This window comes from Saccharopolyspora mangrovi, from assembly GCF_035320975.1.
Taxonomy (GTDB): domain Bacteria; phylum Actinomycetota; class Actinomycetes; order Mycobacteriales; family Pseudonocardiaceae; genus Saccharopolyspora; species Saccharopolyspora mangrovi.
The window spans coordinates 1-26,539 of sequence record NZ_JAWLNX010000039.1 but is presented as its reverse complement, the minus strand read 5'-3'; the positions used below and the strand labels follow the sequence as shown (position 1 = coordinate 26,539).

The following is a 26,539-nucleotide window of genomic DNA, read 5'->3' as shown; positions in this document are numbered from 1 at the left end:
GCGTCCCCGCTCGTTCACACCTCGCCATTCGTCAGGTAGCTTGACGTTGTCGCACCGCGAAGCCCGGGGAGGAATCATGACCAACGAGTTCGCCACGCCGTACCGGACGCGCTCGCAGATCCCGCCCGAGCCGGGCAAGCCCTACTTCGTCGAGAAGGGGCAGGGCGACCGCGCGCACCTGTTCGGGGACCTGTTTACGATCTACGCGGGTGGCGAGCAGACCGAGAACACCTTCAACTTCTTCACCTGCGAAGGCCCGAAGGGCGACATCATCCCGGCCCACTCCCATCCCGACACCTACGAGGTCTTCTACGTCACCGACGGCGCGGTCCGGCTCTTCGTCGAGGAGACCGGCGGCGAGCAGCACGAGAAGCTGCTCACGTCCGGGGATTTCGGCTTCGTCCCGAAGAACTGCCCGCACGCCTACCGGATCGAGCGGCACCACAGCCGCATCGTCGGTGTGGCGGCCGGGCCGGGCGGAACCTTCGAGCGGTTCTTCGAGAACCTGGGCGCGCCGACCGACGACCCAGGACTGCCGGTCGCACCGGTGGTCCCGGAGCCGCACGCGTTCGGTTCCGTGGGCCAGCGCTACGACGTGCGCTTCCTCCCCGACCACCAGTGGCGCACGCCCTCGGCGATCGAGGAGCGGTCATGACCTCACTCCCGGCGGCGATCCCGGTCGAGTGCACGCAGGGGCGCCTGGTGCGGGCGGTGGCGTACTCGACGCGCTCCGGGTTCCGGCCGCTGCTGGCCGACGTGCACCGGCCACCGGTGGAGTCCGCTCCCGTGGTGCTGTTCGTGCACGGCGGGGGCTGGCGGGTCGGTTCGCGGGAGTCGTTCTGCCCGACGTGGCAGGACTGGTCGCCGAGCCCGTTCGCACGGCTCGTCTCGGCCGGGTTCGCCGTCGTGTCGGTCGATTACCGCCTCAGCGGTGAGGCCGTCTTCCCCGCGCAGCTGGACGACGTGACCGCCGCGCTGCAGTGGATCCGTGACCGCGCCGCCGATCTGGGGGTCGACGCGGAGCGGATCGTGGTGTGGGGCGAGTCCGCGGGCGGGCATCTGGCCGCGCTGCTGGGGCTGACCGCCACCCGGGAGGCTCCGGGCGCCATCGCGGGTGTGATCGACTGGTACGGGCCGAGCGATCTGAGCGCGATGTCCTCGCGCGAGGACCCGGACTCGCGCGAAGCGCACCTGCTCGGCGCCACCGCCTCCGAGGCGCCCGAGGTGGCGCGGCTGGCGAGCCCGGTCGCGCACGTGCACGACGCCGCTCCCCCGTTCCACCTCGCTCACGGCACGGCCGACGAGGCGGTCCCGGCCGAGCAGAGCAGCCGGCTCGCCGAGGCGCTGCGCGAGGTGGGCGCCTCGGTCGAACTGGACCTGGTCCCCGACGCCGGGCACCTGTGGCGAGGACCCGTCGACGGCGAGCGCCTCTTCAACCGAGCCGTGGACTTCGCGCGGCGGGTCACGGCCCGCTGATCCGCGCGCTTCTGCACCGACCGCAGCACCGGCGAGCCGGGGCGAACCCCTACCGGGAGCCGAAGCGCGTCTGGGTCTTGTCGACCTCGGGCAGGGCTTCGATGACGCTGCCGAGGTGGGCGCGCATGGCCGACTCGGCGGCCTCGGCGTCGCCCGCGCAGATGGCTTCGATGATCGCCAGGTGCTGCGGCAGCGACACCGAGGGACGTCCCGGGTGCATGGCCAGCCGGAACTGGTGGCGGACGTTCTGCCCGCGCAGCCGTCCGAGGACGTCGCAGGCGGTCTCCTGGCCGCTGATCCGCAAGATCAGCGCGTGCAGGCGCTTGTTGATGTCGGAGTAGCCGAGCACGTCGCCTGCGGCGACGGCCTGCTGCATCTGCTCGCCGATCTCGCGCAGCTCACCGTGCTCCTGCTCGGTGGCGCGCTCGGCCGCGCGCGCCGCGCACAGGCCTTCGACGACCATCCGGACCTCGGTGATCTCGATGGCCTCCTGCAGCGACACCGCCCGCACCCGCGCGCCCCGGTTCTGGATGCGCTCCACCAGGCCCTCGGTGGTCAGTTGCACCAGCGCGTTGCGCACGGCAGCGCGGCTGGCACCGAACTCCTCGGAGAGCTCGGCCTCCACCAGCCGCTGGTTCGGGGCGAAGTCTCCGCTGGTGATGGCCTCGCGGATGGCGTCCACGACCGGAACTTCCTGGCCGATGTCGTCCCGCTTCGCTGTGGTCACTGCGCCTACCCCGAGATTGGTGACAATTTTGTCCACCAATTCTAGCTGGCCGGTGGCGCCGAGCCGCGCACCGTCCTCACCAGGCGGAAAGCCCCGCCTCACCCGCGCTCGTGAGCTTCCCACCAGGTGAACGGCGCGCGGTAGGTCTCCGGGGTGTTGTCGGGCGCGTGGCTGGCCAGCCCGTTCTTCCCGGCGTGGTAGTCGGCGATCTGGTCAGCGGCCTCGCGGTGGGTGTCGGTGTCGCCGATCGCGATGGCGTGGATGTGGTACGGCCAGTCGGCCTGCTCCGGGGTCCGCAACCAGGCCGCGAAACCGACCTCGCGCAGCGCCTTCACGGTCTTCCAGCGCTGTTCGGCGCTGAGCTCCGACACCGCGATGTCGATGGCGCCACCGCCGGCGTGCGTGCACGAGGAGGCATCGCTGCAGCCCTGGTAGGAGCCCTGGGACACGGTGATCTTCCAGCCGAGCTTTCCGTCGGCTTCGGCGAGCATGTCGGCGGTGCGCTGGTTGACCGGCTGACCGGAGTAACTGGTGCGCCCGCCGACGTCGATCTTGCGCTCGACGCTGAACCGCCCGTCACCGAGCTCGGTCAACGAGCTCGGGCCCGGGATGCCGTTGGCGCCGATGCCGCTGTGACCGAGGTCTTGCTGCCACTCCGAGTAGGCGGCGACGGTCTCGGTGCCGTACCAACCGTCGGCTCCGGTCTGGTGCCCCTCGGCCGACAGCGCTCGCTGCACGGCTTCGACACCGGCGTCACCGGGCAGCTTCGTCTGCCCGGTGACGGGTTCGACCTGGGACTGCACGACGACTTCGTCCATGTTGACGGCCGGCGCGGCTTCGGCTCGTGCCGCACCGAGGCCACCGGCGCCCACCACGAGCGCGAACGGCAGCACTGCTGCGCGAAAGGGGAACATCGACAACTCCTCCACCCACTCGGGAACACCCCGATCATGCGGTGGAGGATCGCGAAACCCACCACCCCGAGCCAGGATTCAGGGGTTCCGCTGCGCCACTCGGCCCCTCCGGGCCTAGACCGGCCGGCGGACCCCTACCGGGCCGGGCGGCTTCGGTAGACGCCGGGGTGCTGGCCGGTGAGCCGGTGGAAGGTTTCGGCGAAGGCGGCCGGTTTCCGGTAGCCGACCGCGCGAGCGGCGGTCCCGACCGATGCTCCCGCCGACAGGTGGGCGAGGGCTGCCCGGATGCGGACCCGGGTGCGCCACTGGGCGAAGGTCATGCCGGTCTCGGTGGTGAACAGCCGGCTGATGGTGCGCACGCCGCTTTGACGGCGAAGGCCTCGGCCTCACCAGGTCGAGTCAGGAGGCGCCATGACCCCAGCTCTCAGGAAGGTCCCGTTCGACGAGATCCGGGCTTCGCTCGGCGAACCGGACGCGATGATGAAGGTCAAGAAGCAGGCCCGGCTGGACAGGCACCTGCGCCGGTTCATCGCGCACTCGCCGTTCCTGTCGATGGCGACCGCGGATGCCGAGGGAAACGTGGACTGCTCGCCGCGCGGCGACCACCCGGGGTTCGTGAAGGTCCTCGACGACTGCACGCTGGCGATTCCCGACCGGCCGGGCAACCACATCGCCGACTCCTTCCACAGCCTCGCGTCCCATCCCGGCCTCGGGCTGCTGTCCTTCGTCCCGGGAGTGCGAGAAACGGCGCGGGTCAACGGTTCCGGATACGCGACCGACGATGCCGAGGTCCTGGCCCGGATGCAGACCGAGGGCCGGACGCCGTCGCTGGCGATCGTGGTGCAGGCCGAGGAGGCGTTCCTGCACTGCGGGCGCGCGCTGCTGCGGTCGCGGCTGTGGGATCCGGCCAGCCAGGCGCTCGCCGAGGAGATCCCCTCCGCCGGCGAGATCGCCGCCGACCAGTTCGGCATCGACGTCGAACCCGACACGCTCAACTCGATGCTGGAACACGAGTACCAGCGACTTTACTGAGAGGCACGACGGTGCAGAAGGCCATCATCGACGACATCTCCCCCATCGCCGAGGGCGTGGTGGCGCTGACGCTGCGCGGCGACGGCGAACCGCTGGCGGCGTGGGAACCGGGGGCGCAAGACGCGGGTGCGGTAGCCCGGTCGTGACGAGTTCCCGGCATCGGGGGGCGTTTTCCGAGAAGTGCCGCCAAACTGGTGAGTGAGCCGCATGAACGGAACGACAACGACTCGATTTGACTGAGGGGGCCGCGACTCTTGACTGCTCCCCGCCTAAGGGCGAGGGATTCCCATCGAGCTCGCGCTCGATAGTTCCTGCTTCATAGCCGGTCGCCCCGTCCGGGAGGAGTCCCGTTGAGGTCTTACACCAGCTCCACAGGCAGACACCGCCAGCCCGGCGGCCAAAATGTTCTTGGCTGCGTTGATATCCCGGTCATGCCAGGCACCGCAGCCATCGCAGGTCCATTCACGAAGCTTCAGCGACATGCTCTCCGTGAGCTTCCCGCACGCGGAGCACGTCTTCGACGAAGGGAACCACTGGTCGATCACAACCAGGTCCCGCCCATACCAAGTGCATTCGTACTCCAACATCGACCGCAACTCCGACCACGAAGCGTCGCTGATCGCGCGGGAAAGGCTCCGGTTACCGACCATGTTGCGCACGGCGAGGTCCTCAATCACGACCATTTGGTTCTCACGGACGAGTCGAGTGGTGACCTTATGCAAATGGTCCCGTCAGCGGTCAGCGATCTTCGCCTGAACACGGGCGACCTTGAGGCGGGCTTTGTTCCGGTTGTTGCTGCCCGCCTCCTTGCGAGCGAGCGCACGCTGGGCCCGAGCCAGACGTGCACGCTCCCGATCGCAGTGTTTCGGGTTGGTGATCTTCTCGCCGGTCGACAACGTCACAAGCGACGTGATTCCGGCGTCCACCCCGACCACGCTCGTAGTGGGAGCCTCATGGTCAACCGTGGTTTCCACCAGGATCGACACGAACCAACGCTGTGCGCTATCACGCGAGACAGTTACCGTGGACGGCTCCGCCCCCGCAGGGAGCTGACGAGACCACACGATGTCCAAAGGATCCCGCATCTTCGCCAGCGTCAGCGTACCGTCACGCCACTTGAACGCGGAACGGGTGTACTCAGCCGAAGCACGGGACCTCTTGCGGGACTTGAAACGCGGGTACTGGGCCCGTTTGTCGAAAAACGCGGTGAATGCGCTCTGCAGATGCCGAAGTGTCTGTTGCAGCGGAACCGACGACACCTCGGAGAGAATAGCGAGATCATCGGACTTCTTCCAGCCAGAAGCATCGCGGAGGTTTCGTGTAGTTCACCCGTCGTTGTTCGGTGAACCACGCGCGAGTCCTCGCATCCAAGGCGAGGTTGTAAACTTTGCGGACGCAGCCGAAGGTACGCGACAGCTCTGCTGCCTGCTCCTCCGTGGGATGGAAGCGGTACCTGTATGACCGCCACACCCGCCCCCTCGCCACGTCTCATATTCTATCGAGTTGGTTTTGAGCGCCGGGCCTGGGTGGCCACTACGAACATTCGGGATCGGTTCCTCACCCGATTGGATTTTCGATGAACAGTGCACAACTCGCCGAACTCGTCGCCCGCGACGCCGCCGACGGTGTCGGTCAGCAGGTGGTCCGCGCGCTCATCGTGCGCGCGGACCGGGCGTTGCTGCTGCGCCGACCGAAGCACGAATTCCGCGGCGGTGTCTGGGAAATGCCCGGTGGCAAGGTTGAACCGCACGACTGCGACCTGCTGGCGGCGCTGCGCCGCGAGGTCCACGAGGAGACCGGGCTGGCCGTCACCGGATTCACCCGCTACCTGGCCGCTTTCGACTACATCAACCGCAAGGGCCGCTACGTCCGCCAGCACACGTGGTCGGTGACCGTCGCCGGTGAGCGCGTGCGACTCACCGAACACGACGCCTACACCTGGACGAACGCTCGCGACACCCACCCGATCAGCCCGGAAGATCGCGATCTGATCCACCGGCACGCGCAGCGAGGGAGGACACCCCTGTAGGGGTCACCCGTTGTGCTCTCGACAGCCTGATCAGGTCGCCCCAGGGATGGACTGCACCGCTTCTCGCGCCCTCCTGGAGACAACGATGTCCGAGGTTCCGCTGATCGCGCTCGACCCGCTCGCCGCCGACCACCACGGTGAAGCCGCGCGCATGCGCCGGGCCGGCACCGTCGTGCGGGTGCTGCTTCCGGGCGGGGTGGTCGGCGGCGAGCGGTCACCGAGCACGCGGCGCTGGCCGAACTCGTCGCCGATCCGCGGGTGAGCAAGGACTGGCGGAACTGGACGGCGGTGCGCGACGGCGAGATCGCCGACGACTGGCCGCTGATCGGCATGGTGAAAGCGGTCGAGGAGACGTTGCGGTGGGACGCGCCGATCGGCAACTTCCCGGCGCGCTACCCGCTGGAGGACATCACCATCGGCGGGGTGACGATCCCGCGCGGGGAGGCGATCATCGCGCCCTACAGCGGGGTCGGGCGCGATGAGGCGCACCACGGGCCCGATGCCGGGCGGTTCGACCTCACCCGCGTCCCGGAGCGGCACCTGGCGTTCGGCGGCGGGCCGCACTTCTGCCTCGGTGCGCACCTGGCGCGGCTGGAGGCCGTCGAGGCGGTGTCGGCGCTGTTCGCGCGCCACCCCGCTCTGGCGCTGGCCGACGACGAGCCGCTGTCGCCGGTGCCGTCGTTGTTCAGCAACTCCGTGCAGCAGCTGCGGGTTCGCCCGTAGCGGGTTCTTTTCCCACCGGCCCGGCACGATTTCGCCATCGCGCCGGGATTTCCCGGCGAAAATGGGAAAATCGCAGGCCAGACCGCGTCGAGAACAATTCTGTTCAATTCGATTTCTCCTGCCCGGAACCGCCGTGCATTTATGATCACTTGAGTTCCGGAACCGGAGAGGAGCGGTCGTCAGATGAACACCGTGGACGAAAAGTCCCGCGCCCGCAGGGCAGGTCGGCTCGCGGCAGGCGTTGCGGGAGCCGGGGTTCTGCTGCTCGCGCTGCCGCCGGCGATCGCCGCCGCCGACCCGCCCGCCGCGCTGCCCACCAGCGCCGCCGAGGCCGACGCGAAGTGGCAGCCCGCGTTCGACTACGACGGGGACGGCTGCTACCCGACCCCGTCGATCGGGTCGGACGGCACCATCGCTCCCGGCCTGGACACCACCGGCGCGGTCAACGGCAGCTGCCACGACCAGTCGGACCTGGACAACACCAACTCCTACTCGCGCTCGAAGTGCAACAACGGTTGGTGCGCCTACGTCTTCGACCTGTACTTCGAGAAGGACCAGGCCGTGGACGGCAGCGGGCTCGGCGGCCACCGCCACGACCTAGAGCACGTCATCGTGTGGGTGGAGAACGACGAGGCCAAGTACGTCTCGACCTCCGCGCACGGCGACTACTCGACCTTCCCGGCCAACGAGGTCCAGTGGGAGGGCACCCACCCCAAGGTCGTCTACCACAAGGACGGCGCGGGAACGCACTGCTTCCGCCTGGCCGGAGCCGACGAGCAGCCGGAGAACCACTACGGCACCTGGCAGTACCCGGCGCTGGTGAGCTGGGACAACTGGTCCGACACCGGTTTGCGCGACAAGCTCACCTCGGCCGACTTCGGCAGCGCGAGCCTGGCGATCAAGGACGGCGCCTTCAACGGCAACCTGGAGAGCGCCAAGCCGGAGGGAATCGCCTTCGACCCCAACGCCTGAGTTCCAGCGGGGACGTCGCTCAGCCCGCGTAGGTGCGGACCGGCAGCCCCCGGACGCCGGGGTCGGTGGCGAAGACCGCGCCGGCCGCGGGGTGCCGGTGCAGGTCGGTGTCGACCTGCGAGGTCGTGATGTAGAGGCGGTCGAGGTCCTCGCCGCCGAAGGTGCAGGCGGTGACCTTCGGGGTGGGGACCTCGATGATGTCGGCAAGCTCGCCGTCCGGGGTGTAGTGGCGCACGGCGCCGCCGCCCCACAGCGCCACCCAGACTCCGCCTTCGGCGTCGACGGTGAGCCCGTCGGGCGAGCCGTCGGCCGGGTCGATGCGGGCGAAGGGCCTCCTGTTGACGAGTTTCCCGCCGTCGAAGTCGAAGACGTCGACCCGCTGGGTGGGTGTGTCGGCGTAGTAGGCCCGCGTTCCGTCGTCGGTCCACATGAGACCGTTGGAGATGCTGACGTCGGGCACGACGGGTTCGACCCGGCCCTGCGGGTCGAGGCGGTAGAGCGTTCCGGCGCCCGGGGTTTCGGCGTAGGCCATCGAGCCGCAGTAGAAGGCGCCGTCGGGGCCGCAGCCGCCCTCGTTCATCCGCACCTCGGTGCCGCCCCACAGCTCGGGCAGCGGCCGGACGTCCTGCAACGCGTCGTCGGCGAGGGCGAATCCGCGCTCCAGGGCCAGCACCGCGCCGCCGGCCTCCCTCGGGCGCAGCGCGGCGGCGACGGACCCGACGTGGTCTCGCCGGACCGCCCCGGTGGCGTCGAGGGTCAGCACGTCGCCGACGAGCATGTCCACCCAGCGCAGCCCCGGCCAACGCGGGAACCACACCGGCCCCTCCCCGTGGGCGGCCAGCGGGCCCGTCACCTGCTCCAGCACGGATCAACCTCCCCGTCGCAGCACGATCTCCGGCGAGAAGCCTCCACAACGGAACGCCCGCTGTCCAGTTGCCCGCGCCCGCACGGCCTCCCGGTCAGGTGCGGGGCGCCCGGCCGGGGACCGTGATCCGGTACTGCGACATCTTGCGGTAGATGGTGGCGCGGCTGACGCCGAGTTCGCGGGCGGCTTCGCCGACGGTGGTGCCGGGTTCGGTGAGGCACCGGATGATCTCGTCGCGCTCCACCGCTTCGAGCCTGGTCAGCGGCCTGCCGGGGCCGGTGAAGACCTCCGGCGGCAGGTGGTTGAGATCGATCAGGTCGGTGCGGCCGGCCGCTTCGCGGACGACCTGGCGCAGCTGGCGGACGTTGTCCGGCCAGTCGTAGGAGGTCAGCGTCCGGATCGCCGAGGTGCTGAACCCGACGTCGCGACGCCGCCGCTGCCGCGCGAAGTGCCTGGCCAGCGGTTGGACGTCGTCGGGGCGGAACCGCAGCGCCGGCACCTCGGCGACGGTGTCGACGAGCCGTCGCAGCTCCTCAGGCATGTCCTCGGCGGACTCAGCGGTGAGCACGTAGGGCTGCATCCCGTCGCGGGCCCGGACCTCCCCGAGCCGTTCGGCCAGCTCACCGGTCGCCCACGCCGGGAGCCGATCGACGCCCGAGATGATCACGCAGGTGCTGTCCTTGCCCAGCTCCGGGGTCCACAGCTCCAGCCACGCCTCGACGTCGTCCGGGGCGGGCGGCCGCACGCTCAGCACGCGTTCGCGGCGCAGCTGCCGCCGCGCCAGCGAGGCCAGCGCGGTCTTGCCGACACCGGGCTCGCCGACCACGGCCACCGCGCGGCCCGCCCGGAACTCAGAGCGCGCCTCGGCGAAGACGTTGCGCCATCCGGGTGTCAGCACCGAGGCCTCAGGTGCCCGCATCCGGTCGGCGTAGACGCGGAACACCTCGCCGCGCGGCATCGGCTGCGCGCTGCGCCCGGCGCCACGGGCCAGCATCAGGGCGGTGGTGTTGCCCGCCGCCGACTGGGCCAGCGCCAGCAGCAGCTCGGAGGCCGAGTCCGACCAGGTGGTGAGGTTGACGCTGCCCGCGACACCGCCGCTGACCGGGTCCAGCACGGGTGCCGCCGCGCAGGTGTAGCCGCGCAGCCCGGCGCAGTAGTGCTCCTCTGCCTTGACCAGTGAGGGAGCCCGATCGGCGAGGGCGAGTCCGAGGCCGTTGGTGCCGGCGTTCTCCTCGGCGAAGTAGAAGCCCGGGGCCAGGTGGACGCGGTCCAGCGACCGGTTGATCGTGCCGTCCTCGCAGATGCGGCTGAGCACGAGGCCTTCCGGGTCGGTGATCATCATGCTGACCGGCTCGTTGGCGAGCGTCGCCTGCAGCCCGCGCAGCACGGCGGTCCCGCACTCGTAGAGCAGCGAGCCGGTGTCGACCGAGCCGGTGAACACCGGGCGCATCTCCTCGGCCGTGAGCCCGTAGCGGGCGCTGCGCCGCCAGGACGCGCGCACCCGGGGCGTGACGGTGGCCGGGCTGGCGGACTCTGGCGCGCTCCGGTGCAGGTGCATCGCAAACCTCCAGGTGACGCGTCTTTGCGCCGGTGCACTCAGGGTAAGCGCACGGGGCAAGCCTCCAGCTCGTCGCGCTGTCTCAAAGTGAGACACGCGAGCACTGCCCGCCCAGGTGGGCCGCTCCTAGCGTTGCCTCCCGAACGTGCCACAGCAGTCACGTAGCGGAGGAAGCACATGTACAGCAAGGACGGCGAGAACTACTTCATCGTGGACGCCCACGTCGCGCTCTGGGACGGCCGTGCCACCAACCAGCGCAACGTCCACGGCAAGCAGTTCATCGACTGCTTCTACGACTACCACCGCAACCTCAGCCCGGAGTCCGAGGTCTGGCCCTACGAGGACTTCCTGTACCAGGGCGGTGAGCGGCTGATGCGGGACCTGTTCACCGACGGCTACGTCGACCACGCGATCTTCCAGCCCGCGCTGCTCAGCGCCTTCTACGGCAACGGCTTCGGGCAGACCGAGGAGGCTTTCGCGCTGGCGCAGGAGCACCCGGACAAGCTCACCTACAACCACTGCTGGGACCCGCGTTTCGAGCAGGCCGGGCTGGACCAGCTGCGCCGCGACGCGGAGCGGTTCGGGTTGAAGGGCGTCAAGCTCTACACCGCGGAGTGGCAGGGTGATTCGCGCGGTTACAAGCTCGACGACCCGTGGACGTACAAGTACCTGGAGGCCTGCCAGGAGCTGGGCATCCGCAACATCCACATCCACAAGGGCCCGACGGTCCGCCCGCTGGACCGCGACGCCTTCGACGTCGCCGACGTGGACAAGGCGGCCACCGATTTCACCGAGCTGAACTTCGTGGTGGAGCACTGCGGTCTGCCGCGGCTGGAGGACTTCTGCTGGATCGCCACCCAGGAGCCCAACGTGCACGCGGGATTGGCGGTGGCGATGCCGTTCATCCACTCCCGGCCGCGCTACTTCGCGCAGATCATCGGTGAGTTGCTGTACTGGCTGGACGAGGACCGCATCCAGTTCTCCAGCGACTACGCGATCTGGACGCCGAAGTGGCTGATCGAGAAGTTCGTGGACTTCCAGATCCCGGAGGACATGACCGAGTACGCGCCGCTGACGACGGATCAGAAGCGCAAGATCCTCGGTCTCAACGCCGCTCGCATGTACGGCATCGAGGTACCCGCCGGCCTGGGAGCGGCGGAGAAGGTGGGGGTGTGAGATGACCTCCGAGCTGCGCAAACCGGCCTGGGAGGCACTGCACCAGGTCATCGACCCGGAACTGGACGAGCCGATCACCGATCTGGGGTTCGTGCGCTCGCTGGAGGTGACCGAGTCGGGCGAGGTCGAGGTGCACCTGCGGTTGCCGACCTCGTTCTGCGCCCCGAACTTCGCCTACCTGATGGCCTCGGACGCCAAGGACGTGCTGCGCGCGATCCCGGGTGTTGCCTGCGTGGTGGTCGAGCTCGACGACCACCACGACTCGGAGCTGATCAACGCGGGGCTGGCGGCCGACGCCGGTTACCGGGACACCTTCCCCGGTGAGGCCGACGAGGACCTGGAGGAGTTGCGCGCGACGTTCCGCCGCAAGGCCCACGCCGCGGCGATGGAACGGGTGCTGACCCGGTTGCTCAAGGACCGGCCGGAGCTGGCCGAGGAGGACCTGCACGCGATCACCGTCGCCGATCTGCCGGACGAGCCGGCGACGCGGTCGCTGCTGAACCGGCGCGCGGCGGTGGGTTTCGACAACTCGGCGTCGGCGCTGGTGCTGGTCGACGACGCGGGCGATCCGTGCACTCCCGAGCAGGTGCCGTTCCGGTTGCGCTTCGCCCGCGCGACGCGCATCTCCGTGGAGGGCAATTCGCACTTCTGCCGCGGGCTGCTGCGCACCCGCTACCCCGGTTCCGCGGCCGACCAGGCGCCGCGGGCCACGACTTCAGGAGGAAGAGCATCATGAGAGCAGTGCAGGTCGTCGGCTACCACGAGCCGATGCGGCTGACCGAGGTGGCGACACCGGAGCCGACCGGGCCCTACGACGTGGTGGTCAAGATCGGTGGCGCCGGGGTGTGCCGCACCGACATCCACATCCTCGAAGGGCAGTGGGCCGAGAAGTCCGGTGTCGCACTGCCCTACACGATCGGGCACGAGAACGCGGGCTGGGTGCACGCGGTGGGCAGCGCGGTCACCAACGTCTCCGAGGGCGACAAGGTGATCGTGCACCCGCTGGTGACCTGCGGGTTGTGCCGGGCCTGCCGGTTCGGCGACGACGTTCACTGCGAGCAGTCGCTGTTCCCGGGCATCGACACCGCGGGCGGCTACGCCGACTACCTCAAGACCTCGGCGCGCAGCGTGGTGCGCATCGACGACTCGCTGGAACCGGCGGACGTGGCGGCCCTGGCCGATGCCGGGCTGACCGCCTACCACGCGGCGGCGAAGGCGGCGCGCAGGCTGCGCCCGGGCGACAAGTGCGTGATCGTCGGCGCCGGCGGGCTCGGCCACATCGGCATCCAGGTGCTCAAGGCGATCTCGGCGGCGGAGCTGGTGGTGCTGGACCGCAACCCGGAGGCGGTGAAGCTGGCGGTCGACATCGGCGCCGATCACGGCGTGATCGCCGACGGCACGCACGTCGAGCAGGTGCAGGAGATCACCGGCGGGCACGGCGCCGAGGCGGTCATCGACTTCGTCGGCGAAGGCGGGGCGACCTCCGACGGTGTGCGGATGCTGCGCCGCGCCGGGGATTACCACGTGGTCGGCTACGGCGAGAACATCGACGTGCCGACGATCGACATCATCTCCACGGAGATCAACTTCATCGGCAACCTGGTGGGTTCCTACAACGACCTGTGCGAGCTGATGGTGCTGGCCGCCCGGGGTGATGTCCGGCTGCACACCAGCAAGTACCCGCTGGAGCGCTTCCAGGACGCCCTCGACGACCTCGACGCCGGCCGCATCCGGGGCCGCGCGATCCTGACCCCCTGACCAGGAGGAACGCTGATGATCTTCATCACCGCGAAGTGGCGGATCAAGCCCGAGCACGCCGAGGACTGGCCGGAGATCTCCTGGTCGTTCACCGAGGCCACCCGCGCGGAGCCGGGCTGCCTGTGGTTCGACTGGTCCCGCAGCCTCGCCGACCCGACCGAGTACGTGCTGGTCGAGGCCTTCCGCGACGACGAAGCGGGCTCGGACCACGTGACCTCGCAGCACTTCCACGACGCCCGCGAGGAGCTTCCGCCCTACTTGGCGGAGACCCCGCGCATCATCAACGCCAAGCTCGACCAGGACGACTGGTCGGAGCTCGGCGAGATGGCCGTGGACTGACCGGGGCGAGGGGGTGTGCTCCAGCGCACCCCCTCGACCCGGATGGTTGCCGTGGCTAATGGCCTACTGTCCGGGGACATGACCGCTTCGCCGATCACGCGGGCGCCGAACCGCTGGCTGATGCTGGCGATCTCGATGTTCGCGCAGCTGGCGGCGACGGTGTTCACCAACGCCGCGCCCGCGCTGATCCCGAACCTGCACTTCGAGCGCGGGCTGTCGTTGTCGCGGGCGGGCCTGATCGCCGCAGCACCGCTGGCGGGCACGATGTGCACGCTGATCATCTGGGGCGCGATCGTCGACCGGATCGGTGAGCGCGTCTCGCTGCTGATCGGCCTGAGCATGCTCGCCCTCAGCGCCGCCGCGGCGGCGCTGGCCGGATCGCTGGTGCTGCTGGCGGTGCTGCTGTTCCTCGGCGGCGCGGCCGGTGCCAGCTCGAACTCGGCCAGCGGCCGGGTGGTCTCGGGCTCGTTCCCGCCGCGACGGCGCGGCATGGCGATGGGGATCAGGCAGACCGCGCAGCCGCTCGGCGTGGGCCTGACGGCGGTGCTGGTGCCCAATCTCGTCGAGGCGCAGGGCCTGACCGTCACGATGCTGACCGTGGCGGGCGTGTGCGCGGTGGCGGCGGTGCTGGTGGCGGTGGTGATCGTCGATGCGCCGAGGCCGTCGGTGGCCGAGTCCCGCCGCAACGGCCACAGCAGCAACCCCTATCGCGGTGATCGGCGTCTGCTGCGCATCCACGGCGTCTCGATCGCGCTGACCGTGCCGCAGCAAACGGCCTGGACCTACATGCTGGTCTGGTTGATCGCCACGCAGCACTGGAGCACGGCGGCGGCCAGCGCCCTGGTCGGGACCACGCAGCTGTTCAGCGCCCTGAACAGGGTCGGAGCGGGCATCTGGTCGGACCGGATCGGCAGCCGGTTGCGCCCGATCCGCTACTTCGCCTTCGGTTCGGCGATCGCGATGGGCGGACTCGCCGCGTTCTCCGGCACTCCCCTGGCGCTGACGTTCATGATCGTCGCCTCGATCGTGGCGGTGGCCCACAACGACCTGGCGTTCACCGCGGTCGCCGAGATCGCCGGGCCGCACTGGAGCGGCCGGGCGATGGGCGCGCAGAACACCGGCCAGTCGCTGACCGCGACGGTGGTGCCGCCCGTCATGGGCGCGCTCATCGCGGCGGCCGGCTACCCGGTCGCCTTCGCGGTGGCCGGGTGCTGCGCGCTGCTGGCCGTTCCGATGGTTCCGACCAGGCGGGTCACGCCTTGAGCGACTGCTGGGACTCGAAGAGCGCGCTGATGCCGGGCTGTTCGCCCTCCGGCCAGGTCTGCGGCCGCCAGACGCCGGACTTGAGCAGCGCCCGCCCGCAGTGCACGAACAGCTCCTCGACGCGAACCACCACCGCCAGCGCCGGAGGCACGCCCTTGAGCGCCAGGTCGGCCATGAACGGCGCGGATCGCACGATGGTCGCCGCACCGTTGACCCGGAGCACGTGGTTGACACCGGGGATCAGGAACAGCATCCCCAACTGCGGGTTGACCAGCACGTTGTGCAGCCCGTCCATCCGCCGGTTGCCGGGCCGCTCGGCGTAGGCGAGGGTCTTGCCGTCGTCGAAGACCACGACGCTGCGGGCGGTGTCGCCGCGAGGCGAGACGTCGATCATCCCGTCGGCGCCGGTGGTGGCCACGAAGAACAGCCGCGACCGCTCGATGAAGCGGCGGCTGACGGCGTCGATCCCGGAGACCACCTTCTCGGCGATCTCCGGGTGCGGCGGCTCGACGACCTCGCGGAGTTGCGCTGCTGAGGTGACCTGCTCGGCCTCACTCGGGTCCCACGAGGGCACGCGTCGTTCTCCTGACCAGGGGTTGCGGTGCCTGCGGGCCTCAGCCCGCCTGCGCCTGCTCGATCAACGGCACGACCTTATCCACCGCGTAGGACATGCCCGCGGCGGTCCCCGCCGAGAAGGCCTGCACGGCTTGCTCGTCGTGCAGCACCACGGCGCGGCCTTCGCGGACCGAGGGCAGCGACTGGAACATCCGGTCCCCGTCGATCTCGGTGGCGGCCAGCCCGATCGGGAACATCACGGTCAGGTCGGCGTTGAACAGGTCCATGCGCTCCGGGGAGACGCTGACGAAGAAGTTGTTCCCGGCCATCGCCTGCACGGCCGGCGATTGGCGGAAGCCCAGTCGCTCCATGAACTCCAGGCGGGCACCGCCGTTGACGTAGGCGCCGTAAGAGCCGACCATCTTCGCGCCGACGGCCACGCTCTTGCCGGCGAACTGCGTGTGCGCGGCGGCGGCCTGCTGGAACTTGGCCTCCAGGCCGGCCTTCTGCTCGGCGGCCTCGGCGGACTTGCCCAGCGCCTTGCCGACCATCTCCAGCTGCTGGTCCCAGGTGGTCAGGTAGGACTCGCCGCCCGGCGGGATGCTCACCACCGGCACGCCGAGGCGGTTGAGGAGGTTGTAGCGCTCCTTGTCGCCGCTGGCGCGGGTGTCGAGGATGAGGTCGGGCTGGAGCGCCGCGACGGCCTCCATGTCGACCTCCATCGTGCCGAGCATCTTCGGCGGCGTGGTGTAGCGCTTGTCGGCGGGGATCCACGTTGGGACGCCGTCGCCGCCGACCGGAAGCCAGTCGGCGGCACCGACGGGCTGCACGCCGAGGCTCAGCGCCGTCTCGGCGTCGCCCCACCCGAGCGCGACGACCCGCTGGGGACGCTCGGGAACGGTGACGTCACCGAACGCGGTCTTGATGGTCACCGGGAACTGCCCGTCGGCCGACCCGGCGGCCGGCTGATCCTGCTCGGGACCGGTTGCGCCGCAACCGGTCAGGGCGATTCCCAGCAGGGCCACCATGATCAGCCCCAGGGTCCGCATCCAGCGCATTTCCACACCTCACTGCAAGTTAAGTGCGGCTAACCTAACTAACGCTCCGTGCGGAGTCCAGCCCCGGAGCCACCCAGCGTCACCGACGTTCGTCACACGGGTCCTCTGCGGACGATCGCAGGTGAGCAACTTCCGGACGGCTCGCGCGTTGAGCCTGACGACGGTCGGGGGACGTGCGGAGGGACGCGAGATGGACAGGCTCAACGGCAAGCGCGTGCTCGTCACGGGCGGCGCTTCGGGCATCGGCCAGGCGGGCGTGCTGCGCCTGCTCGACGAGGGCGCTCGGGTGCTGACCACCGACGTCGACGAGACCGGGCTCAAGGAGACCGCGCGGCGCGCCGCCGAGGCCGGCACCTGCGACCGGCTGGGGACCCTGCCGCTGGACATCTCCGACGAGGACGCCGTCGACGCCACCGTCCCGGCCGCCGCCGAGCAGCTGGGCGGGCTGGACGTGCTGGTCAACGCGGCCGGAACGCTGCAGGCCACGCGCACCCACGAGTGCTCGCTGGAGCTGTGGAACCGGATCCTCGCGGTCAACCTCACCGGCACGTTCCTGGTCACCCGCGCCGCGTTACCGGCACTGCTGGAGACCGGCGGCGGCGTGGTGATCAACTTCAGCTCGACCTCGGCGAACTTCGCCCACCCCTACATGGCGGCGTACGCGGCCAGCAAGGGCGGCATCCAGTCGTTCACCCACAGCATCGCCCTCGAGTACGCCAAGCAGGGGCTGCGCGCGGTTTCCCTGGTGCCGGGCGGGATTCGCAGCGGCATCACCGAGACCACCGCCGACAAGCTGCCCGCCGACACCGACTGGGACTTGTTCACCAAGCTCTCCCCCGCGCTGGGCAGCGGCTTCGCCCCGCCCGAGCACGTGGCCGGCGTGATCGCGATGCTGGCCTCCGACGACGGCGCCTTCATCACCGGAACCGAGATCCGCATCGACGGCGGCACCCACCAGTAGTCCACAGTGGATTCCGACGCGCGGTCTTGACCGCGGTGGTTTCCTGGTCGAAGCAGCGCACGACTGGGGTGGGCGAACACCGAACTGGACATGTTCGGGTTCCTGGACCAGCTCGGCCCCTACAAGGGGCTGCCCGAGTCGACCGCGCCGAACCCGCTGTCGGACCTGTGGACGGCGGGCACGCTGCTCACCGTCCCGGACGGGCGCGGCACCCAGTTCGGCCCGATCCCGACGGTCTCACCCGGCGCCGGTCGGGCCGAGATCGACGCGTTCGTCGCCGACCGGCTGGCCGAGGGCTCGGACTACATCAAGGTGATCCGCGAGGACGGCAGCCTCTACGGCGACGAGCGGATGCCCACGCTCACCCGAGAGCAGGTCGCGCTGGCCGTGGAGGCCGCGCACCGGCGGGGTGCGCGCTGCGTCGTGCACACCACCACGCGGCGCGACGCCGGGGCCGCGCTGGCCGCCGGAGCCGACGGCCTGGCCCACGTTCCCGGCGACCCGATCAGCGAGCAGACCCTCGACATCGCCGCGCGCAGCGGCGCCTTCGTCACCGCCACGCTGAGCGTGTTCAACGGCATCGGCTGCGCGGGTGAAGCCGGGCGGGTGCTCAACGACCCGTTGATCGCGCCGCACCTCTCGCAGGAGCAGCGAGACGGGCTGCGGGTCGACGGAATCACCTGCATGCCCACCGCGCCGCCGCGGCCAACGTCGGCGCCCTGCACCGGGCGGGCGTGACGATCCTGGCGGGCACCGACCTCGGCAATCCCGGTGTGGCGCGGGGTGCGAGCCTGCTCTCCGAGATCGGCCTGCTCGCCGAGGCGGGCCTGCCTCCGGTCGCCGCCCTGCGCGCGGCCACCGGCGCACCGGCCGAGCGCTTCGGCCTGACCGATCGAGGTGTGCTCGAGCCCGGCAGGCGCGCGGACCTGCTGCTGGTCAACGGCGACGCCACCCGCGATGTGCGGGCGGTCCGGGACATCGATGTGATCTGGCGCAACGGCCGCCGGATCGACCGCACCCCTGCCGGTTAGACTCGGTCGCGAGCCGGTCGTGCCACGTGTGGCCGATGGGAATCCGGTCGGAAGCCGGAGCTGACGCGCAGCGGTAGGGGTGACGGGCGAGCCCGAGCCACTGGATCGCACTCGATCCGGGAAGGCGGTTCGCCCGGTGGGGCCCGAGCCCGAAGACCTGCCGGCTCCCCGGTTCCGCACCCGGTTCCGGGAATTCGGCCGACCAGGTCTCGCGCATGGGCCTGGGGTGAGGATTTCCGCACGACGTGTTCTTACGCTGGACGCGCACGGGCCTGATGCTGCTCTGCGCCACCGCACTCGCCGCCTGCTCCGCACCTGCCACGGAGTCCGCTCCCCCTCGGGTGTCGTTCCCCAACTGCGACGGGCAGGTCTCGGTGTCCGAGCCGCCCGAGCGGGCGGTGAGCCTGAACCAGTCGACCACCGAGATCATGCTGTCGCTGGGACTGGCCGACCGGATGGTGGGCACCGCGACCTGGACCGATCCGGTCGACCCGGCGCTGGCCGCCGAAAACGCGAGGGTGCCCAAGCTCTCCGACAAGAACCCGTCGTTCGAATCGGTGCTGGCCACCGAACCGGACGTGGTGCTGGGCGCCTACCGGGCGGTGTTCACCGACGAGGGCGTGGCCGCGCGGGAGCGCTTCGCCGAGCTCGGCGTGCCGACCTACCTCTCCCCGTCCAACTGCCTGCCGGAGGAAGCGCCTTTGGGCGATCCGGTCGAGCTCGACGACATCTACCGCGAGGTGCGCGAGATCGCGACGCTCTTCGACGTCGAAGAGCGCGGTGAAGCGCTGGTCGCGCAGCTGCAGCAGCGGGTCGCCGCCGCCCAGCGCAAGGCACCGTCCATCAAGGACACCTCGGTGCTGTTCTGGTTCGCGCGCACCGAATCGCCCTACATGGCCGGGTCCACCGGGTCGCCGGCGATCATGACCCGCGCGCTGGGGGTGCGCAACGCCTACGACGACGTGCGGTCGATGTGGCCGCAGGTCTCGTGGGAGGACGTGCTCGCCCGCGACCCGGACCTGCTGGTGCTCGGCGACCTGACCCGCGACGGCGAGGGCGATTCCCTCGCGGCCAAGCAGCAGTTCCTGCGCACCGACCCCGCGATGTCGCAGCTTCCCGCCGTGCGCGTGGGCCGGTGGATGAGCATGACCGGCACCGAGATGAACGTCAGCCTGCGCACCATCACCGGCATCGAGCGGCTGGCCGACCGGCTCGCCGAGCTGGAGCGCAGGTGAGGACCGGTCGCCTGCCGGCCCCGCTGATCGTGCTGGCAGGGATCCCGGCGCTGCTGCTGTCGATGGCCGTGGCCGTCACCCTCGGCCCGGCTCCGCTGTCGGTCGCCGACGTCGCCGGAGTGGTGGGCGCGCGGCTCGGGCTCGGCGAGACCGACGTGTCGACGATCGGCCAGGGGATCGTGTGGCAGCTGCGATTGCCGCGCGCGGCGCTCGCGGCGATCTGCGGTGCGGGGCTGGGGATGTGCGGCGCGGTGCTGCAGTCGTTGCTGCGCAACCCGCTCGCCGATCCGTTCCTGCTGGGCGTGTCGGCCGGCGCCTCGACCGGTGCGGTGCTGGTGGTGATCCTCGGGCTCGGAGCCGGTGCGCTCGGCCTGACCGCCGGTGCGTTCGCCGGGGCGCTGGTGGCCTTCGCGCTGGTGATGACGCTGGGCGCGCTGGCGGGCGGGACCACCACGCACCTGGTGCTGGCCGGAGTGGCGGGCACGCAGCTGTTCTCGGCGCTGACGTCGTTCGTGATGATCACCTCGGCCGATGCCGAGCAGACCCGGGGCGTGCTGTTCTGGCTGCTCGGCTCGCTGTCGGGTGCGCGGTGGAACGACGTGGCGGTCTCGGGCGCGGTGTGCGCGGTCTGCCTGCTGCTGTGCCTGGCGCGCGCCGGTGCGCTGGACGCCTTCGCGCTGGGCCAGGAAACGGCCGCGGCGCTGGGTGTCCACGTCGGGCGGCTGCGGATCGTGCTGCTGGTGGCCACCGCGCTGCTGGCCGCCACCCTGGTGGCCTCGGCCGGTGCGATCGGTTTCGTCGGCCTGGTCCTGCCGCAGGCGGCCAAGCTGCTGGTGGGGCCGCGTCATCGCGCGCTGCTGCCGGTCACGGCCGTGCTGGGCGCGATCCTGCTGGTGTGGGTGGACGTCCTGGCGACCACCGTGGCCGCGCCGCAGGAGGTTCCGGTGGGCGTGATGACCGCCCTGGTCGGCGTTCCGGCCTTCGCCGTCCTGCTCGCCCGGCGCGGCCGAACTTCGTGAGCCTCCCGCGCGGCTTCACCCGATTCCCCTAGGCTTCGGGCAATGGAGGCATTGAGAGTGCGATGGGGCGTGCTCGGCTGCTCCGCCATCGCCGAGCGGCGGGCGCTGCCGGCGCTGCACCAGATCGACGGGTCCGTGGTCGCCGGGTTCGCCAGCCGGTCGACGGCCACGGCCGAAAGGTTCGCCGCCGAGCACGGCGGGACCGCGATGAGCTACCAGCAGTTGGTCGAGTCGCCGGACGTGGACGCGGTCTACCTGTCGCTGCCGAACTCGCTGCACTTCGAGTGGGCGAAACGCGCGCTGCAGGCGGGAAAGCACGTGCTGTGCGAGAAGCCGATGACCGTGTCGGCCGAGCAGACCGGTGAGCTGGTCGCGCTGGCCGCCGAGCGCGAGTTGGTGCTGCGGGAGAACTTCGCGTTCCTGCACCACCCGCAGCACGAGGTGGTGCGCGAGCTGGTCGAGCGCGGGCGGCTGGGCCGGCTGCGCACGTTCAGCTCGGCGTTCGGCGTGCCGCCGCCCCGGGCGGGCGACATCCGCTACGACCCCGCGCTGGGTGCCGGGTGCCTGCTCGACGTCGGGGTGTACCCGATCCGGGCCGCGCAGCTGATGCTCGGCGAGGGCCTGACGGTGGCCGGGGCGACGCTGCGGGTGGACTCGGGAACGGGCGTGGACGTGGCCGGGCACGCGTTGCTGGTGTCGGAGAACGGCGTGTTCGCCGACCTGGAGTTCGGGTTCCAGCACAGCTACCGCTCCCGCTACGCGCTGTGGGGCGATGCCGCGCACCTGAGCTTGGAGCGCGCGTTCACCCCGCCCGCCGAGCACCGCCCGCAGCTGCGGCTGGACGAGCAGGACCACGCCGAGGAGTTCACCCTCGACGCCTCGCACCAGTTCCGCGACTCGCTGGCCTCCTTCGCCGCCGCCGTCCGAGACGGACGCCGCGCGGAGATCGAGCGGTCGTGGCTGCGCGGCGCCCGCGAGACCGCGCGCTTGGTCGAAGCGGTCCAGCAGACCGCGGTCCGGGTCAAGCAACGCGGCGCGATCCCGTCCTGAGTCCCGTGCGATACCTTGTTTAAGTCACACGACTTAAACAAGGGAGTGCAGGTGCCGGGCACGCGTTTCAGCAACTTCGGCAGGCCCCGCAGCGACCGGTGGCGGATGAGCCGGCTCAACGAGCCGAGCCCGCTGCGGGGTTCCAACGGCATCGCCTTCGGCCCGGACGGGCGGCTCTACGTCGCGCAATTCCTGGCCGGGCAGATCAGCGCCGTCGACGTCACCACGGGCGCGGTGGAGATCGTCGTTCCCGCCGACGGACCGGTCCAAGCACCGGATGACCTGGCCTTCGGCGCTGACGGGTCGATGTACGTCGCCGACATCACCCCGCAGCGGGTGTGGCGCCGCTCCCCCGACGGCGAGTTCACGCTGCTCTCCGAGGAAGTTCGGGTGCCCAACGGGATCACCTGCGTCGGGAACCGGCTGTTCGTCAACGAGATGCGCCCCGGGGGCCGCGTCGTCGAGCTGATGCCCGGCACAGGTGAACTGGTCGTGCTGGCCGAGGGGCTGGCGATGGGCAACGCGATGCAGCAGGGGCCGGACGGGGCCCTGTACTACCCGCACATGATGACCGGGCAGGTCTGGCGGGTCTCCCCCGACGGCGGCGATCCGCAGGAGGTCGCCGAGGACGTGCACGAGCCGGTCGCGGTGCGCTTCGACCACGACGGCGCGCTGGTGGTGCTCTCTCGGGGCGTCGAAGGCATCGTGACCCGCATCGACCCGGACACCGGTCGCCGCAGCATCGTCGAAACCGGTGTCGCCGGGATGGACAACGCTGCGTTCGACCGGGAGAACCGGATGCTGGTGTCCAGTTACGGCAGCGGCGGGGTCACCGAGGTCGAAGCGCTCGGCACTCGCACGGTCGTGGGTCGCGGCCTCAACGGCCCGTTCGGCGTGACCGCCGACGAGGCGGGCCGGGTCTACGCGGGCGATCACTTCCGGCTGGCCGACGGGGACCTGGTCACCGGGGACCTGATCCAGCCGGTCGCGGGCGGCGCCAGCCACGGCGTGGCCGCAGGTGGCGGGCTGGTGCACATCACCTCAGCGCACGGTGACGTCCGGAGCTTCGACCCCGCGACCTGCGAGGTCCGGCTGCGGGCGAAGGGTCTCGCCGAACCGACCGGCATCGCGGTCACCGGCACCGGCCTGCTGGTCGCCGAAACCGGCGCCGGCCGGGTCATCCACATCGACGACGCCGATGCGGTAAGCATGATCGCCGAGCTCCCGCACCCGGTGGACGTCGCCCTCGACGCCGAAGGACGCCTCTTCGCCTCGGACGACTCCCTCGGCGCGGTCGTCCGCGTCGAGGACGGTTCGGTCGTGACCGTCGTGGAGGGCCTGGACCAGCCGCAAGGCGTCACCGTCCACGAGGACACCCTCTACGTCGTGGAAGTCGGCACCAAACGACTCCTCGCGGTCTCCCCGACAACCGGGGAAACCCGAACCGAAGCCGAATCCCTCCCGGTCGGCCTGCCCCCGGGCATCCAGCGCGAGGACCCGATCCCCACCCTCTTCCCGCCGGCACGACCCCGGGCGTTCGCCGGACTGACCACCACCCCCGACGGCACCCTCCTCCTCGCCGCCAACGGAGAAGGCACGGTCCTCCACCTCACCCCGCACGAGCAGACCCGGCAACACCGACCCTGATCCGGCCCTTCCGACTGGCCCGCTCACTCCGCGCGCCGAAGTTCCCACTCGAATTTCGCGCGAAATTCGAATCCCGACCTCGGAAGGCCGCTGTCGTGGGTGCTCGTCGAGGTGGTCCGCGCATGAGAAACGCCCCGTCGAAGCGGGGCGTTTCTCGTGGGCGAGGAGTCAGCGGTCGAAGCGACCGGACTTGAGGGCGGCGATGAAGTCCTGCCACTGCGGGCTCGTGGTGATGAAGTGGCCGGCGGCGGGGTTCTTGGTGTCGCGCACGGCTGCTCCGGAGTCGGCGGTCCGGCCGACCTCCACGCAGTTCTCAGCCCCCTGACTGAAGCTCGACTTGCGCCAGTTGGCGGTGGGCGAGGTCGGGGGCATGATCATCACTCCGTTAGGTCAGCTCCTTGATCCTGCGGTCCAGCATCTTCACGGTCGCCCGGTCGGATGCGGCGACCATCCGCAGGCTATCGAAAGCGGTGACGTAGCGGGCGCACCTGGCCATCTCTCCGCCAAAAAGGACTACCAGATAACACAATCCGCCCTACTCCCTGAAGTCCAGGGCGGGGTGTGGATCGCTGGAACGACGAACGACAGCGTTACCGCATGCTGACTTAGCGGTCGAAACGGCCGATCTTCAGAGCCGTGATGAAGTTCTGCCATTGCGGAGCAGTGGCGGTGAAGTGGCCAGCGGCGCGGTTCTTGGTGTCACGCACTGCCGCTCCGGCATCAGACGTGCGGCCGACCTCCACGCAGTTCTGCGCCCCCTGGCTGCGGCTCGCCTTCCGCCAGCCCCTGACGGATTGAGACGGGGGCATGGTCACCACTCCACTAGGTCAGTTCCTTGATCCTCCGATCCAGCATCTTGACCGTCACCCGGTCAGGTGCTGCGACCATCCGCAGGGTATCGAACGCCTTCACGTAGCGGTCCGTGTGGGCGGTTTGTCGAGGTAATCCCCACTGGTGAGCGCTTCGGTGTAAACGAACGTCGCCGATGGCTCATCCAGATGCAACAGCGTCCAGGACGATCCGAGCGCGACGTGCTCTCCCACGTCGAACGGTAGGACCTGCACGGTGATGTTGGGCCGGGCAGCCATCGTGCGAAGATGCTGAAGCTGGTCACGCAACACTCCACGTCCACCGACCTGCCGGTGGAGCGCGGCTTCACCGATGACGCACCAGAGTTGCGGCGCATCATCGCCGAGCAGGGGATGCAGCAGACCGAGCAGGCGCAGCGCCACTTCTGGTTGCCGATACCGAACGAGAACCTACCGGGCGGCGTGCGGCACGCGTTCCGGGGTGCTCGCTGGGATGGGCTGGCCTCCGCCGAGACGGTGTGCGGCGAATTCGTCGGCATGGCCCAGCCCAGCGAGCTCGACTGGATCTACTTCCCCACCTGCGGGGAGTGCAACTCCCGCCTCAAGGGCGAATGAACCGGTCTCACGGGCGAGGTTCGCCCTGGTAGTAGCCGAACGACCAGAGATTTCCCTCCGGGTCGCGGACGCCGAACTCGCGGTTGCCGTACTCCTGGTCGGCGATCTCCCGGAAGATCTCCGCGCCTGCCGCGCGGACTCGTTCGTAGAGGGCGTCCGGGTCCTCGGTCACCACGTACATGCCGCCGGTGCCGGGTTCGCGGGACCATTCCTGGCCGGGCCTGTAGGAACCGAGCATGATGCCGCCGCCCTCGGGCCAGTCCAGCTGGGCGTGAGCGACGACGTCCCCGTCGGTGTAGGCCGCGGTTTTGATGAAACCGAGCTTGTTGACGAGGAAATTGATGAGCGCGGGTGCGTCGTGGGCTTGGAGCGTGGGCCACACGGTGGGTGCGGGCTTGGTGTTCGCTGTGGTCATACCGCGAATTCTTCCGCCGGTTGACCGGCGCCCGCTTGGATGTTTCGGAGCTCGTGCCCGATCCAGCGACTCGGGCTGCACCCGGCGTACTGCTGGAAGTCGCGGACGAGGTGCGAGTGGTCGTAGTAGCCGCAGGAGTGCGCCACGGCCGCCAGGTCCAGCGGGGTCCGCTCGCGGACGGCCCGGGCGATGCGCTGGCGGGCGTGCTCGAAGCGCATCAGCCGCGACGCCGCCTTCGGGGAGATCCCGAGCTCCGCTTTGAACACCGAGTTCAGCTGGCGTTCGCCGAGGTGGACGTGGCGGGCCAGGGCGCTCATCGAGCCGGTGCCGCGATGCCAGGCGATCCACTTCCACGCCTCGACCACCTCCGGGCGCGGCTCCGGGCTCGCCTCGGCGGCGTTCGCGCGCAGGTAGGTGGCCAGGGCGGCGAAGCGCTCCGGCCAGCTGGTCAGCTCGGCGAGCCGCTGGCGCAGGTCCTCGGCACCGCTGCCGAGCACCTCGCGCGCGTCAACGGCCTGTTCCCGCAGCTCACCGGCGGGAACGCCGAACAGTCGCCGCAGCGCCAGGGGCCGGACGGCGAGCTGGATGCCGCTCTGCACCCGCGGCTGGGTGATGTAGGCGGGTCTGGTGTGCAGTCCGCCCAGCACCAGGTGGGTGCTGTCGGCGTCCTGCCCGGAGCGCTCGAACCCGGAGATCACCGGCTCGTCGAAGGTCAGCACCAGCGTCAACGCCGGTGAGGGGAGCCCGCGGTGCAAGGCGGGCTGGTCGAGGAGCGAGGTGTAGCCGACCGCGGAGACGACGGCGTCGGGCACCAGTTGTCCGCCCTCGACGAACCGCCACTCCCCCTGGTCCAGCTCGGTCACCTCACCCATCATCCACGCGCCACCGACATCTAGTCGGTTTCCGGGCGCTCCTCGGCGATGCGGTCGTCGAGGCTGCGGCCCTCCCGCTGCTCGCGCGGGGTGGGCCGCTCCTCGGCCGTGCGCGACCAGCCCTCCGGTGGTTCGACCCCGCGCTCCAGCGGATCGGTGCCGAGCTCGTCCTCGTCGAGGTCTTCGGCCGACTGCAGGTTGGCCGGGTCCTCCGGGTCCTGCGGGTCGGGCCCGGTCTCGTCCGGTGTGGGCGTGGAAGCATCCACCGGATCAGACATCTCATCCTCCTCTGTGGACTACGCGAGCCGTTGTCCGACGGTGTCGAGGAGTTCGGTCCAGGACTTCTCGAACTTGTCGACGCCCTCGGTCTCCAGCGCCTTGAACACGTCGTCGAGGTCGATGCCCGCGGCGGCGAGGTCGTCGAAGACCTGCTGGGACTC

General features: G+C 70.2%; 34 protein-coding genes, 3 pseudogenes and 1 riboswitch. Of the genes and pseudogenes, 21 read left to right on the top strand and 16 right to left on the bottom strand.

Annotation, left to right across the window (positions count from 1 at the left end; all coding sequences use genetic code 11):
* Positions 1-76: 76 nt before the first annotated feature.
* Positions 77-655 (top strand): quercetin 2,3-dioxygenase, encoded by a 579-nt coding sequence (locus tag R4I43_RS32920; protein ID WP_324269628.1) that lies wholly within the window; start codon positions 77-79, stop codon positions 653-655.
* Positions 652-1,476 (top strand): alpha/beta hydrolase, encoded by an 825-nt coding sequence (locus R4I43_RS32915; protein WP_324269627.1) that lies wholly within the window; start codon positions 652-654, stop codon positions 1,474-1,476. The genes R4I43_RS32920 and R4I43_RS32915 overlap by 4 nt, the downstream gene beginning before the upstream one ends.
* 49 nt (positions 1,477-1,525) lie before the next feature.
* On the opposite strand, the gene R4I43_RS32910 is transcribed toward R4I43_RS32915, so the two are convergent.
* From R4I43_RS32910 to R4I43_RS32900, 3 genes are all read right to left on the bottom strand, one after another.
* Positions 1,526-2,203, bottom strand: a complete 678-nt coding sequence (locus tag R4I43_RS32910) for a GntR family transcriptional regulator (protein WP_324269626.1) — start codon at positions 2,201-2,203, stop codon at positions 1,526-1,528.
* Positions 2,204-2,301: 98 nt separating this feature from the next.
* A complete protein-coding gene (locus R4I43_RS32905; RefSeq protein WP_324269625.1) occupies positions 2,302-3,117 on the bottom strand; it encodes a peptidoglycan-binding domain-containing protein in 816 nt (271 codons plus the stop codon).
* 134 nt (positions 3,118-3,251) lie between these two features.
* The gene (locus R4I43_RS32900; protein WP_324269624.1) at positions 3,252-3,476 is read right to left on the bottom strand and encodes a helix-turn-helix domain-containing protein; all 225 of its coding nucleotides are present in this window, start codon (positions 3,474-3,476) and stop codon (positions 3,252-3,254) included.
* 52 nt (positions 3,477-3,528) lie between these two features.
* Here R4I43_RS32900 and R4I43_RS32895 point away from each other — a divergent pair, with 52 nt between their 5' ends.
* Together R4I43_RS32895 and R4I43_RS32890 are read left to right on the top strand one after the other, a co-directional pair.
* Positions 3,529-4,149, top strand: a complete 621-nt coding sequence (locus tag R4I43_RS32895; protein ID WP_324269623.1) for an MSMEG_1061 family FMN-dependent PPOX-type flavoprotein — start codon at positions 3,529-3,531, stop codon at positions 4,147-4,149.
* Between the two features lie 11 nt (positions 4,150-4,160).
* On the top strand, positions 4,161-4,295 hold the full coding sequence (locus R4I43_RS32890; protein WP_324269622.1) for a hypothetical protein: 135 nt from the start codon (positions 4,161-4,163) through the stop codon (positions 4,293-4,295).
* 123 nt (positions 4,296-4,418) lie between these two features.
* Here the strand turns inward: R4I43_RS32890 and R4I43_RS32885 are convergent.
* Both R4I43_RS32885 and R4I43_RS32880 read right to left on the bottom strand, forming a co-directional pair.
* A pseudogene (locus tag R4I43_RS32885) lies at positions 4,419-5,408 on the bottom strand (RNA-guided endonuclease InsQ/TnpB family protein).
* Positions 5,409-5,427: 19 nt separating this feature from the next.
* Entirely contained in the window at positions 5,428-5,619 is a 192-nt protein-coding gene (locus R4I43_RS32880) for a helix-turn-helix domain-containing protein (protein WP_324269657.1), read from the bottom strand.
* Positions 5,620-5,725: 106 nt separating this feature from the next.
* Between R4I43_RS32880 and R4I43_RS32875 the strand changes: the two genes are divergently transcribed.
* The 4 genes from R4I43_RS32875 to R4I43_RS32860 all read left to right on the top strand — a co-directional run bounded on the left by R4I43_RS32875 (position 5,726) and on the right by R4I43_RS32860 (position 7,873).
* A complete protein-coding gene (locus R4I43_RS32875; protein ID WP_324269621.1) occupies positions 5,726-6,178 on the top strand; it encodes an NUDIX domain-containing protein in 453 nt (150 codons plus the stop codon).
* 85 nt (positions 6,179-6,263) lie between these two features.
* Positions 6,264-6,440, top strand: coding sequence for a hypothetical protein (locus R4I43_RS32870; protein ID WP_324269620.1), 177 nt, complete (start codon positions 6,264-6,266; stop codon positions 6,438-6,440).
* A complete protein-coding gene (locus R4I43_RS32865) occupies positions 6,437-6,901 on the top strand; it encodes a cytochrome P450 (protein ID WP_324269619.1) in 465 nt (154 codons plus the stop codon). The genes R4I43_RS32870 and R4I43_RS32865 overlap by 4 nt, the downstream gene beginning before the upstream one ends.
* 183 nt (positions 6,902-7,084) lie before the next feature.
* Positions 7,085-7,873 carry an NPP1 family protein gene (locus R4I43_RS32860; RefSeq protein WP_324269618.1) on the top strand — a complete coding sequence of 263 codons (789 nt, stop codon included), beginning with the start codon at positions 7,085-7,087 and terminating at the stop codon, positions 7,871-7,873.
* 19 nt (positions 7,874-7,892) lie between these two features.
* Here the strand turns inward: R4I43_RS32860 and R4I43_RS32855 are convergent, their stop codons facing one another.
* Both R4I43_RS32855 and R4I43_RS32850 read right to left on the bottom strand, forming a co-directional pair.
* Positions 7,893-8,738, bottom strand: coding sequence for an SMP-30/gluconolactonase/LRE family protein (locus R4I43_RS32855; protein ID WP_324269617.1), 846 nt, complete (start codon positions 8,736-8,738; stop codon positions 7,893-7,895).
* A gap of 94 nt (positions 8,739-8,832) precedes the next feature.
* Positions 8,833-10,296: an AAA-type ATPase lid domain-containing protein gene (locus R4I43_RS32850; protein WP_324269616.1), complete on the bottom strand. Its 1,464-nt coding sequence runs from the start codon at positions 10,294-10,296 to the stop codon at positions 8,833-8,835.
* 177 nt (positions 10,297-10,473) lie between these two features.
* Here R4I43_RS32850 and R4I43_RS32845 point away from each other — a divergent pair, with 177 nt between their 5' ends.
* The 5 genes from R4I43_RS32845 to R4I43_RS32825 all read left to right on the top strand — a co-directional run bounded on the left by R4I43_RS32845 (position 10,474) and on the right by R4I43_RS32825 (position 14,832).
* Positions 10,474-11,472 carry an amidohydrolase family protein gene (locus R4I43_RS32845; protein WP_324269615.1) on the top strand — a complete coding sequence of 333 codons (999 nt, stop codon included), beginning with the start codon at positions 10,474-10,476 and terminating at the stop codon, positions 11,470-11,472.
* A 1-nt stretch (position 11,473) separates the two neighbouring features.
* Positions 11,474-12,208 (top strand): metal-sulfur cluster assembly factor, encoded by a 735-nt coding sequence (locus R4I43_RS32840; protein WP_324269614.1) that lies wholly within the window; start codon positions 11,474-11,476, stop codon positions 12,206-12,208.
* Entirely contained in the window at positions 12,205-13,230 is a 1,026-nt protein-coding gene (locus R4I43_RS32835; RefSeq protein ID WP_324269613.1) for an NAD(P)-dependent alcohol dehydrogenase, read from the top strand. Before R4I43_RS32840 ends, R4I43_RS32835 begins: the two co-directional genes overlap by 4 nt.
* 15 nt (positions 13,231-13,245) lie before the next feature.
* The gene (locus tag R4I43_RS32830; RefSeq protein ID WP_324269612.1) at positions 13,246-13,569 is read left to right on the top strand and encodes a putative quinol monooxygenase; all 324 of its coding nucleotides are present in this window, start codon (positions 13,246-13,248) and stop codon (positions 13,567-13,569) included.
* Positions 13,570-13,647: 78 nt separating this feature from the next.
* Positions 13,648-14,832 carry an MFS transporter gene (locus R4I43_RS32825; RefSeq protein ID WP_324269611.1) on the top strand — a complete coding sequence of 395 codons (1,185 nt, stop codon included), beginning with the start codon at positions 13,648-13,650 and terminating at the stop codon, positions 14,830-14,832.
* Here R4I43_RS32825 and R4I43_RS32820 read toward each other — a convergent pair.
* Both R4I43_RS32820 and R4I43_RS32815 read right to left on the bottom strand, forming a co-directional pair.
* Positions 14,822-15,406: an MSMEG_1061 family FMN-dependent PPOX-type flavoprotein gene (locus R4I43_RS32820; protein ID WP_324269610.1), complete on the bottom strand. Its 585-nt coding sequence runs from the start codon at positions 15,404-15,406 to the stop codon at positions 14,822-14,824. The two genes, R4I43_RS32825 and R4I43_RS32820, sit on opposite strands and share 11 nt — an antisense overlap.
* A gap of 40 nt (positions 15,407-15,446) precedes the next feature.
* Positions 15,447-16,445, bottom strand: a complete 999-nt coding sequence (locus R4I43_RS32815) for an iron-siderophore ABC transporter substrate-binding protein (protein WP_324269609.1) — start codon at positions 16,443-16,445, stop codon at positions 15,447-15,449.
* A 190-nt stretch (positions 16,446-16,635) separates the two neighbouring features.
* Here R4I43_RS32815 and R4I43_RS32810 point away from each other — a divergent pair, with 190 nt between their 5' ends.
* The 7 genes and pseudogenes from R4I43_RS32810 (at position 16,636) to R4I43_RS32780 (ending at position 23,388) form a co-directional block, all read left to right on the top strand.
* Positions 16,636-17,406 carry an SDR family NAD(P)-dependent oxidoreductase gene (locus R4I43_RS32810; protein WP_324269656.1) on the top strand — a complete coding sequence of 257 codons (771 nt, stop codon included), beginning with the start codon at positions 16,636-16,638 and terminating at the stop codon, positions 17,404-17,406.
* Between the two features lie 90 nt (positions 17,407-17,496).
* Positions 17,497-18,144: an amidohydrolase family protein gene (locus tag R4I43_RS32805; RefSeq protein ID WP_324269608.1), complete on the top strand. Its 648-nt coding sequence runs from the start codon at positions 17,497-17,499 to the stop codon at positions 18,142-18,144.
* Positions 18,081-18,437: pseudogene (locus R4I43_RS32800) on the top strand (amidohydrolase family protein); the annotation flags it as partial. The gene R4I43_RS32805 and the pseudogene R4I43_RS32800, both read left to right, overlap by 64 nt.
* A riboswitch (cobalamin riboswitch) is annotated at positions 18,435-18,616 on the top strand. Its footprint overlaps the pseudogene before it by 3 nt.
* Before the next feature lie 66 nt (positions 18,617-18,682).
* On the top strand, positions 18,683-19,672 hold the full coding sequence (locus R4I43_RS32795) for an ABC transporter substrate-binding protein (RefSeq protein ID WP_324269607.1): 990 nt from the start codon (positions 18,683-18,685) through the stop codon (positions 19,670-19,672).
* The gene (locus R4I43_RS32790; protein WP_407691355.1) at positions 19,669-20,691 is read left to right on the top strand and encodes a FecCD family ABC transporter permease; all 1,023 of its coding nucleotides are present in this window, start codon (positions 19,669-19,671) and stop codon (positions 20,689-20,691) included. The genes R4I43_RS32795 and R4I43_RS32790 overlap by 4 nt, the downstream gene beginning before the upstream one ends.
* 42 nt (positions 20,692-20,733) lie before the next feature.
* Positions 20,734-21,741 (top strand): Gfo/Idh/MocA family protein, encoded by a 1,008-nt coding sequence (locus tag R4I43_RS32785; RefSeq protein WP_324269606.1) that lies wholly within the window; start codon positions 20,734-20,736, stop codon positions 21,739-21,741.
* A 51-nt stretch (positions 21,742-21,792) separates the two neighbouring features.
* Entirely contained in the window at positions 21,793-23,388 is a 1,596-nt protein-coding gene (locus tag R4I43_RS32780; RefSeq protein ID WP_324269605.1) for an SMP-30/gluconolactonase/LRE family protein, read from the top strand.
* A 168-nt stretch (positions 23,389-23,556) separates the two neighbouring features.
* Here R4I43_RS32780 and R4I43_RS32775 read toward each other — a convergent pair whose 3' ends face one another.
* The 3 genes from R4I43_RS32775 to R4I43_RS32765 all read right to left on the bottom strand — a co-directional run bounded on the left by R4I43_RS32775 (position 23,557) and on the right by R4I43_RS32765 (position 24,551).
* Positions 23,557-23,760 carry a DUF397 domain-containing protein gene (locus R4I43_RS32775; RefSeq protein ID WP_407691354.1) on the bottom strand — a complete coding sequence of 68 codons (204 nt, stop codon included), beginning with the start codon at positions 23,758-23,760 and terminating at the stop codon, positions 23,557-23,559.
* 233 nt (positions 23,761-23,993) lie between these two features.
* Positions 23,994-24,197, bottom strand: coding sequence for a DUF397 domain-containing protein (locus tag R4I43_RS32770; RefSeq protein ID WP_324269653.1), 204 nt, complete (start codon positions 24,195-24,197; stop codon positions 23,994-23,996).
* Between the two features lie 99 nt (positions 24,198-24,296).
* A complete protein-coding gene (locus R4I43_RS32765; RefSeq protein ID WP_324269652.1) occupies positions 24,297-24,551 on the bottom strand; it encodes a Scr1 family TA system antitoxin-like transcriptional regulator in 255 nt (84 codons plus the stop codon).
* Here R4I43_RS32765 and R4I43_RS32760 point away from each other — a divergent pair.
* Entirely contained in the window at positions 24,486-24,812 is a 327-nt protein-coding gene (locus R4I43_RS32760; RefSeq protein WP_324269658.1) for a hypothetical protein, read from the top strand. The genes R4I43_RS32765 and R4I43_RS32760 overlap by 66 nt on opposite strands.
* A 7-nt stretch (positions 24,813-24,819) precedes the next feature.
* On the opposite strand, the gene R4I43_RS32755 is transcribed toward R4I43_RS32760, so the two are convergent.
* From R4I43_RS32755 to R4I43_RS32740, 4 genes and pseudogenes are all read right to left on the bottom strand, one after another.
* The gene (locus R4I43_RS32755) at positions 24,820-25,227 is read right to left on the bottom strand and encodes a VOC family protein (RefSeq protein ID WP_324269604.1); all 408 of its coding nucleotides are present in this window, start codon (positions 25,225-25,227) and stop codon (positions 24,820-24,822) included.
* Positions 25,224-26,090, bottom strand: coding sequence for an AraC family transcriptional regulator (locus R4I43_RS32750; protein WP_324269603.1), 867 nt, complete (start codon positions 26,088-26,090; stop codon positions 25,224-25,226). The genes R4I43_RS32755 and R4I43_RS32750 overlap by 4 nt, the downstream gene beginning before the upstream one ends.
* A gap of 29 nt (positions 26,091-26,119) precedes the next feature.
* The gene (locus R4I43_RS32745) at positions 26,120-26,377 is read right to left on the bottom strand and encodes a hypothetical protein (RefSeq protein ID WP_324269602.1); all 258 of its coding nucleotides are present in this window, start codon (positions 26,375-26,377) and stop codon (positions 26,120-26,122) included.
* Positions 26,378-26,395: 18 nt separating this feature from the next.
* Positions 26,396-26,539 (bottom strand): annotated as a pseudogene (locus R4I43_RS32740) (transaldolase); the annotation flags it as partial.